Source organism: Succinimonas sp., from assembly GCF_045225735.1.
In the GTDB taxonomy this organism is placed as follows: Bacteria; Pseudomonadota; Gammaproteobacteria; order Enterobacterales; family Succinivibrionaceae; genus Succinimonas.
The window spans coordinates 1-8501 of record NZ_JBGVBR010000348.1 but is presented as its reverse complement, the minus strand read 5'-3'; the positions used below and the strand labels follow the sequence as shown (position 1 = coordinate 8501).

The 8501-nt window shown below is 53.5% G+C and carries 6 protein-coding genes; all 6 read left to right on the top strand.

Features of this window, described 5'->3' with window-relative positions:
- The coding region (locus ACJROR_RS12375; protein WP_406547295.1) for a tetratricopeptide repeat protein at positions 1-1023 on the top strand (1023 nt) is incomplete at its 5' end.
- Between the two features lie 77 nt (positions 1024-1100).
- Positions 1101-3824 carry a hypothetical protein gene (locus tag ACJROR_RS12370; RefSeq protein WP_406547294.1) on the top strand — a complete coding sequence of 908 codons (2724 nt, stop codon included), beginning with the start codon at positions 1101-1103 and terminating at the stop codon, positions 3822-3824.
- Between the two features lie 3 nt (positions 3825-3827).
- On the top strand, positions 3828-4514 hold the full coding sequence (locus tag ACJROR_RS12365) for a hypothetical protein (protein WP_406547293.1): 687 nt from the start codon (positions 3828-3830) through the stop codon (positions 4512-4514).
- A gap of 43 nt (positions 4515-4557) precedes the next feature.
- Positions 4558-5022, top strand: coding sequence for a DUF1833 family protein (locus ACJROR_RS12360; protein ID WP_406547292.1), 465 nt, complete (start codon positions 4558-4560; stop codon positions 5020-5022).
- Positions 5012-5383 carry an NlpC/P60 family protein gene (locus tag ACJROR_RS12355; RefSeq protein ID WP_406547291.1) on the top strand — a complete coding sequence of 124 codons (372 nt, stop codon included), beginning with the start codon at positions 5012-5014 and terminating at the stop codon, positions 5381-5383. Before ACJROR_RS12360 ends, ACJROR_RS12355 begins: the two co-directional genes overlap by 11 nt.
- A gap of 10 nt (positions 5384-5393) precedes the next feature.
- Positions 5394-8453: a host specificity factor TipJ family phage tail protein gene (locus ACJROR_RS12350; protein WP_406547290.1), complete on the top strand. Its 3060-nt coding sequence runs from the start codon at positions 5394-5396 to the stop codon at positions 8451-8453.
- Positions 8454-8501 lie beyond the last annotated feature (48 nt).

Sequence of the window (8501 nt, the reverse complement as noted above, 5' to 3'; positions counted from 1 at the left end):
CATGAAAATGCACAAGATATTGGGGGTGGAAGGTTTCTGGGGGTTGGTATTTTAACCGGCCACTATCCGGATATGTACTTTAAGGTTATACAAGGCTGTGATTCAAATGACGCTGATAGCTGTTTTTATTTGGGTGTCAGATATTCCAAAGGCCAGGGCGTAAAACAGGATTACAGCAAAGCTGCAACCTATTACGAAAAAGCCTGTCTCCTGAACGATAGCGTGGGGTGCTTCAATTCTGGCCTTTACTACGACGAAGGCAAAGGCGTAAGACAGAATTACAGCAAAGCTATCACCTATTACGAAAAAGCTTGCAATATGAACGATGGCGGCGGGTGCTTGAACTTAGGCGTTTTATACGAAAACGGTCAAGGCGTAAAACAGGATTACCACAAAGCTGCAACCTATTACGAAAAAGCCTGTCTCCTGAACAATAGCGTGGGGTGCTTCAATTCTGGCCTTATGCACGAAGAAGGCCAAGGCGTAAAACAGGATTACCGCAAAGCTAAAACCTATTACGAAAAAGCCTGCAACATGAACGAAGGCAGCGGGTGCTTGAACTTAGGTAATTTATACGACGACGGTCAAGGCGTAAAACGGGATTACAGCAAAGCTAAAACCCTTTATGAAAAAGCCTGCAACCTGAATAACGGCCTCGGGTGCCGCAATTTAGGCGTTTTATACAGAGATAGCAAAGGCGTAAAACAGGATTATCGCAAAGCTAACGCCTATTTCGAAAAAGCCTGCAGCCTGAACGAAGGCGGCGGGTGTGTCAACTTAGGAAATGCGTACAATGATGGTAAAGGTGTAAGACAGGATTACACCAAAGCTAACACCTTTTACGAAAAAGCCTGCAATCTGAATAATGGCATAGGATGCCGCAACTTAGGCGTTTCATACAGCAACGGTGAGGGCGTAAGACAAAATAAAACCACAGCAAAATGGTATTACGGAAAAGCCTGCGACTACGACGATCAAACAGGCTGCGATTATTACCGCGAACTAAACGAACGAGGCTACTAAAACCTTTCAGCAATAAACACATTCACCGACAAAGGATCTCACCGTGAGATCCTTTTTTTATTTTTACGGAGACCAAAATGAACGACAGCACAATCAGGCTTTCCGCCGACACCTCCGCTCTGACGGATGCTTTGAGCAAAGTTGCCGAGGAAATGACGGCCATGAAGGATGCTGTTTCCTCATCGGCTGAGTCTATGGGGGCCAGCCTTGACGCCTCCGCCAAACAGGCAGAAGCCGCCGATGCCGCCATTCATGGACTTGATGACGGCGTTAAGACCGTAACGGGTTCAATTCAGGATCAGACCAGAACCGTAACCGACCTCGGCGCGAAGCAAAGCAAGGCGGCAAAGGAGATCAGCAAAGCCCTGGATAACCAGAACTCGCAGCATAAGGATGCGAATGCCGCTCTCTCCGACCAGAAGAAGATCCTGCGGGAACAGGAAGCCGAGATCAGGAAGGTTACCAAGGCGGTGGACTCGCAGACCGGGGTGCTGAAGAAGAACGCCTCCGGCTGGAAGATGCTCCTCTCCGGTTTTGCCGTCAAGTTCGCTTCTGAAACCGTGGACATGTTTAAGAGCATCATTTCCACCGGACTTGAAGCCTCCCGGGTATACGAGGATATGTCCGCAAGGCTTGCTCCCCTGGTGGGTGATCTGGAAACCGCTCAGAAAACCTTCTGGAGCCTTAACGGCCTTGAGGATCAAACGGCCACCGCTACCGACAAGCTTGCCAAAGCCTTTGTGGATTTAGGCAATAACGGACTTACCAACTCCAACGAGCAGCTTAAGACCTATGCCGTTATTGCTCACGGCACCGGGAGAGACATCAACACCCTGACCGATGCGGTTATCGCATTCTCCCAGGGCTCCACCAAGGCGCTCCGGCAGTTCGGCATTACCGCCAAGGACAACGGGGACACCATCGCCTTAACCTACAAGGGCTCCACCACTGAGATCGCAAAAAACAGCAAGGCCCTTGACGAGTACCTCTCCAATCTCGCCAAAAACAACTTTGACGGCGTACTGGAGGCCAAGCTCAACACTGTATCTGCCGCCACCGGAAGGCTGGACAATGCCTGGGGCACTTTCTGCACCAGACTCATGCAGTCAAACGGCGGCTTCGGCGAGCTCATCATCATGGGGAATGACTTTCTGGCCAACACCCTGAACGGCATTTCTGAATGGCTTGATGACCCGGCGGTGATCGAGTGGTTCCATAATTTTGCCAAAACGGCCAGCGAGACCTTTGAGGGAATACGCACGGCATGGGAAGAAACGAAGGACTTTTTCTGCGACACCCTGGAGCTTATCGGCATTGACATGAAAAGCGGCACTGAAAACTGGAAGCTCTTCTTTTCGCATTTTTTCCAGTTTGCCCAGATCGGCATCCTGCAGCTGAGCCAAAAGGTGGGAGAGCTCTGGGATAACACCATCGGGGTGCTTAACTCCATCGGGGAAGGCATCGGAAGCTCTCTCTCCGGAGGTGATTTCACAACGGCCTATGCCAATGCCCGGAATCAGACCAAAAAGGAAGCCGAGGCCAATGCCAAAATCTACGAAGCTACCATTGCCGGCATCGAGAAGGAGATTACCGCGTCGGAGAACCGCATTGCCGCCGAGCGTAAGCGCATCGCCGAGAAGTACCGGAACTCCCATGTGGGGGAAGGCACTCAGTCTGATGATGGCGTCAGGATCGGCGCAAATAAGAATTCCGGCAAGGGCAAAAGCGGTGGCGGGACACACTCCAAAGCGGCAGAAGCAAGAGACACCTGGACTCCGTATTATGAAGAGATCCTGGAACTCGCCATGAAGTCCGGGAGCGATCTTGAAAAGCTGGAACGGGAGCACGCCAAAAAGCTTCAGGAACTTAATGCCGTGATTGCCGAGAACGCCTGTATTTCTGAAATCGAGAAGAACAATGCTCTCCTCATTATTGAGCAGGACTACCAAGACCAAAGGGCCGCAATCGAGAAGGAGGCGCGGGACTTTCTCAGTTCTCTCGATCCCGAGGAAGAGGAAATCCTGCGTCTTCAGGACAGCTGCGGCAAAAAGCTGGAAATGCTGGAGCAATACCACAATGATCAGCTTATTTCCGAGGAGGCCTACCTCCAGAGCCGCGTCCGTCTCATGGACAAATACACCGCTGACAGTACATCAGCCAAACAGAAGAAGCAGGCTGATGAAATCAAAAAGATGACCGAGCCTTACGAGAAAATGGCGGATGCCACCCTGGACATTTCCGATGCCTTTTCAAATCTTGCCAACAGCATGGACGAATCCTCCGGCGCCTACCGGGCTCTTTTTGCGGTGCAGAAGAGTTTTGCAGTCGCCAGCGCCACCATGGAGGCGGTAAAGGCGTGGATCGGGGCTCTCAATGACCCGACGGCGGTTACCTGGCCGCAGAAGCTTGCCAACTATGCCTCCGCCATGGCTACCACCACAGCGGCCATTTCCCAGCTTACCTCTGTGTCCATGCATGATCATGGGGGACAGCTCAAAGCCGGCGAATGGGGCATTGTGGGGGAGTACGGCCCGGAGCTTGTGCAGGGTCCTATGTCCGTCACCTCCCGGAAGGAAACCGCCGCTCTGGCCCGTTCTGCCGTGAGCGGTTCCTCCGGTTACGGCCATAGCGCTCCCGTGGTGGTTAACCTCTATGAGAGCACCGAGAAAGCCGGAACTGCGGAAACCCGTGATGACGATGAAACCCGCATTGTGGACATCTTCGTTTCCGATATCCGCCATGGCGGCTCCATGAGCATGGCTCTTCAGAACACCTTCAACCTTAACCGCATGGGGACTTAGCCTATGAACGATTATCCTTCCTCCCTGCCGCCCCCGCAGCAGCGAGGCTACAGCTGCAAAATCAGACCGAACATGATCCGAACCCAGATGGCCGACGGTCATGTGAGGCAGAGACTGGTTAACACCGGAGCGCCTCATGAACTCGCGGTAACCTTCATGTTTACCCAGACCCAGTATCAGGAATTCATGGCATGGTATCGGAATGACATCAGCTTTGGTCAGGACTGGTTCCGCATGAAGCTTCTTAACGAGTACGGCGGCACAGAATCTGTCTGCCGCATCCAGAACGGCGAGCTCTCCGCCTCCCTTAACTGCGTGAACGGCGAGGGGCCGTTATGGTCGGTGCAGTGCCGCCTTGATATGGAGCCCGGCAGCGGAAGCGGATCCGGCGGCGGCGGTGATGAAGTATGGATCGATCCCGAAGGCTGGGATGAACTCTATGCCTTTATCTATGTGCCCTATGCCGACACCGAGCCGTCATGGCCCGGGGTGAAGCTCGAGAAAAACAGTCAGGGGTATTACGTTCTCAGCATGGAGCTATTCAGCGGCATTCCCTGCGAAAGCACGGTGGAATTTCACAACAACCACGGCAAATACACCTACAGCATTTACCTCTTTGAAGCCAATGACTGGCCGGGACGGATTATCAGGGTGCGGGAATATGAATCGGAAGTGGAGTACGTTACGTGAGTAAGTTCATGAGTAAGTTCGTGAGTAAGTTAAGGAGAGATACATGCTTTATTCTCTTGAAGAGATCTACGCCAGCGGCGGGAGGCTCCCCGTTGTTACCCTCGCCATTGCCAATGAGACCATAGGCGCGCTGCGTTATGTCCTGGGCTATGAGGACATGGAGCTTGACGGATACACCTACATGAAGTCCGCCTTTACCGTCTCCATGCCGGAGCGCTCGGACAGCGGGTTCAGTGACCTCTCCTTCGGCGTTGACGGGGTGAGCGGCGAGGCTTACGAATACATGACCCGGGTTATTGCAGCCCAGACACCCTCGTACATCACCGTTACCCAGTGGCATTACGAATACCGGGGCAAACTCTCAGAGCTCACCCTGACCATCACCGGAGGGTGCATCACCCGGGAATCGGCAACGTTCACCGCGTCCTTCTGCGACATGCTGAATCTTGAGTTCCCGCGTCTCCGCTACACTGCGGGAAATGCGCCGGGGCTTAAATATGCAGCTTAACCATTACCTTCTCATCAGACACACGCCAAATGGCAGGAAGTACCCATACCTTGACTTCTGGGGCCTTGTTATCGAGTTTTACCGCCGGGAGCTCGGCATAGAGCTTGATGAATGCGCGGATTTCAGCATCAGGGACGGGTACGAGAAGGAGAAGAATTCCTTCCGTGAGATCCCTCCTGATGACGCTGCGATCGGAGATGTGATTGCCTTTTTCCGTCACGGCGTGATCTTCCATGTTGCGGTGTTTCTCGGGAAAGGCGAAATGCTGCATACCGGGCTTAACCGTCATGCCCGGGCGGAAAAGATCAAATCCCTGCAGTTTGCGGAAACAAAGTTTTACAGACATGCAAAGGAAATATGAAAGGAAATACATGAAACTTGAAGTTGTAACCCGTGAAGACCTGAACCGGGCGCTGGAGCAGCTTGATCTGCCGGAGTACAGCGGCAGTCTCGCCGCCCTTCTGAAAAGCCAGATCGCCTCATACGATCCTGCCATAACGCCCTACCTCTCCCTGTACGTTAACGGCAGAAAGGCAGAACAGGAAAAGTGGACGGAGCTCTTTGTCAGCCCTGATGATCATCTTAAGTTCGTCATCGAGCCCGGGGTAACCGGCACTGCCATTGCTGCCGTAATCTCCGTGGTGGTTGGCGTGGCCAGCGCTGTCTATGCCATGACCAGCATGCATAAGCTGGGCAAAAACAAGCAGAAAAGCACCCGGCAGGGCACCTCGATCTATGATGTGAATGTCCAGGGCAACAAGGCGAAGCTCATGGAGATCATTCCGGAGAACTTCGGCTTCTTCAAAAGGTTTCCGGATTACCTGGCTGACCGGCATGTGTTTTACCGCAACAACACGCTCTTCTGCGACATGATCCTGTGTCAGGGCATCGGGCATTACGATTACAGGGAAGATCACTCGGACATCTACATCGGCGAGACTCCCTTAAGCGAACTCAGGGGCTGCTCCGCCTATGTCATTGAACCGGGAGAAAGGATCACCGCCGAGAACTCTCCGGAGGATAAATCCTGGTACTGCTGGTATTCATCCACCGAGGTTACCCAGAGCGGGCATACTTTGAAAAGCCCCCGGGGAGAAATCAAAGCATCTTCCATGGACGGGGCGAATCTGACATTCCGGGGCCATGCCTTCAGCGGCTATTCCTACCGGGTGTTTACCCGGGGATATGGCGGAGGCTGCTCCGGGGCCGGCATGGAGACCTTCCGCATCAAGGAGAATCTCGATCTGAAATGGGCGGACGGCACTGTTTTTGAGTTAAGCGGCGCCGGGAATGTCCGTCTTGTCAGCTCGGAGATCGTTGCTGCCGAAACCGATGCTGCTTCCGGCATTACCATGCTCACCCTGAAATGCGCTGCCGGATTTCATCCTGATGAGTTTTTCCGGGGAAGAGTCACTGAGATTAAGACTTCCGTTGATAAGGTAACCGGAAAGGAAATACAGACCGAGGTGATTGTCCGTAACGGCGATTACCTTAAGGTTACCCTCTCCGCCATATCCTCCGTCACCTATGACACCGTCCCGTTTGGCTCCGGCGGCGGCAGAACCGTAACCGAGGATGAAGAGAATACCGTAACGGCTCTCTGTGAAATCCTTGAAGCGAGCTCTGATGGCCCCGGGCTCGTTACGCTGAAGTTCGAGAGCGCGGATCTGACCGTTCCCGATTACCCGGAGGAGGTTACTCCGTCTCAGCCGTACACGCAGATCATCGGTACGGGAAAACGCCTGACGGGGACTGTGTTTCAGCCGAAGCCTGCGGATTATCCTTACGACGATAACGGCTTTTACGAGATCGTAAGTTCTGCCGGCGGCATCTACACGGTTAAGCGCCTCAATGACGGCTACGGCGAGGTGGCAGACTGGCCCGGCTTTTATTCCTCCGGAGTCAATCAGGAGCAGATTGTCTTTACTCTGGTAAGCGGTCAGGCCAGCGACGGCGGTTACATTGGGCCTTACCGGGCCTGTCCGTACGGGGCGGAATCCCGCATCTTCGAGCTTGATTTCTCCCTGCCGCAGGGACTCGGGAAACTCAACGATAACGGCGAGTTTGACAGGCTCACCGTCAGCATTCAGATCGAGTACCGGAGAGCCGGTTCTGATGACGCATACACCGTGATCGAAAAGACCTGGACGAACAATACCAATGACCAGCTTGCCGAGACCGTCAGAATCAAGCTGGAAACAGCCGGGAATTACGAGTTCCGGGTTCTCAGAACTTCTCAGGAGGACGGCACCTCCCGGGCTCTTGAGGAGATCAAGTGGACGGGCCTTAAGAGCGTCATCAGCGTCATTGACCATTACGACAATATGACGGTGCTGATCTGCCGGTTCATGGGAAATGAAACCTTGTCCGAGCTCTCGGAGAACCAGCTTGCCACCTACTGGACAAGAAAACTTCCGGCTGTGAGATACGGGTATTCAGATGCAGCCGATCAGCCTCTGGTGGCAACAAGGGACATTGCTCCGGTGGTGCAGTACATTGTGCGGAACTCCAAATACCGCAATATTCTGGATGAGGATACGCTCATGGACTTTGATGAACTCTGGCGGTCTCAGGGCCTGGAGTGCAACGGCTCTATCGACAGCGACAGCACGCTTCTGGAATCGCTCAGAGATGTGCTTAACTGCGGCTTTGCGGTTCCGGTGGTGCGGGACAACACCCTGTCCATCAAAAGGCTTTATGCCGGAGCGCACCCCGTGCAGATCTTCACCAGGAGCAACATGACCTCAAGCCCGGTGATCACCTGTTCGCTCCCCAGGGAGGATGACGTGGACGAGGTGGTGGTGAATTTCACCTCCCCGCAAACCTACAAGACCGAAACCGTGTACTGCCATGTTGATGCGGACGGGAATAAGCGCATCACGGACTATCCCGAATCCGACAATCAGGAGCAGCTTGAAGCCTGGGGCGTAACAGACTATGACCATGCGGTGGCTCTCGGCATGAGGCGCCTCCGGTATCTCAGAAACACCAGAGTGACCTATGAAATCAGGACGGAGCTTAACGGCCTTAACTGTCAGTTCAATGACCTGGCGGGGCTGATGCTTGATGAGAACCTCTCCAACATCACGGGAAGAATAACCGGAATCAGCGGTCAGACTGTAACAACGGATATCGAACTTCCGGAGGGAGACTCCGAAGGCATTGTGTATATCTCCCGGAAGGACGGTTCCTACGGGGAATATACCTTTTACCGCTATGACAGCCATACCCTCTGTCTTGATACCCATCCGGATCTGGAGTGGGACAGCGAGTTCGGGAAGTCTCTCGAGTATCCGCTCTTTGCCATCGGGGAACTCCGGCTCTGCTGGGTTACCGCCGTTAAGCCGGAAAGCGGCAATCGCTGCTCCCTTAAGCTCATAAACTACTCGGAAGACATTTTCAAAGACGACATCAAGGAGAAATACCAATGAAGGCATTCGCAGTTCTGGACTCAGGGTACATCAATCAGGCGGTGGTAT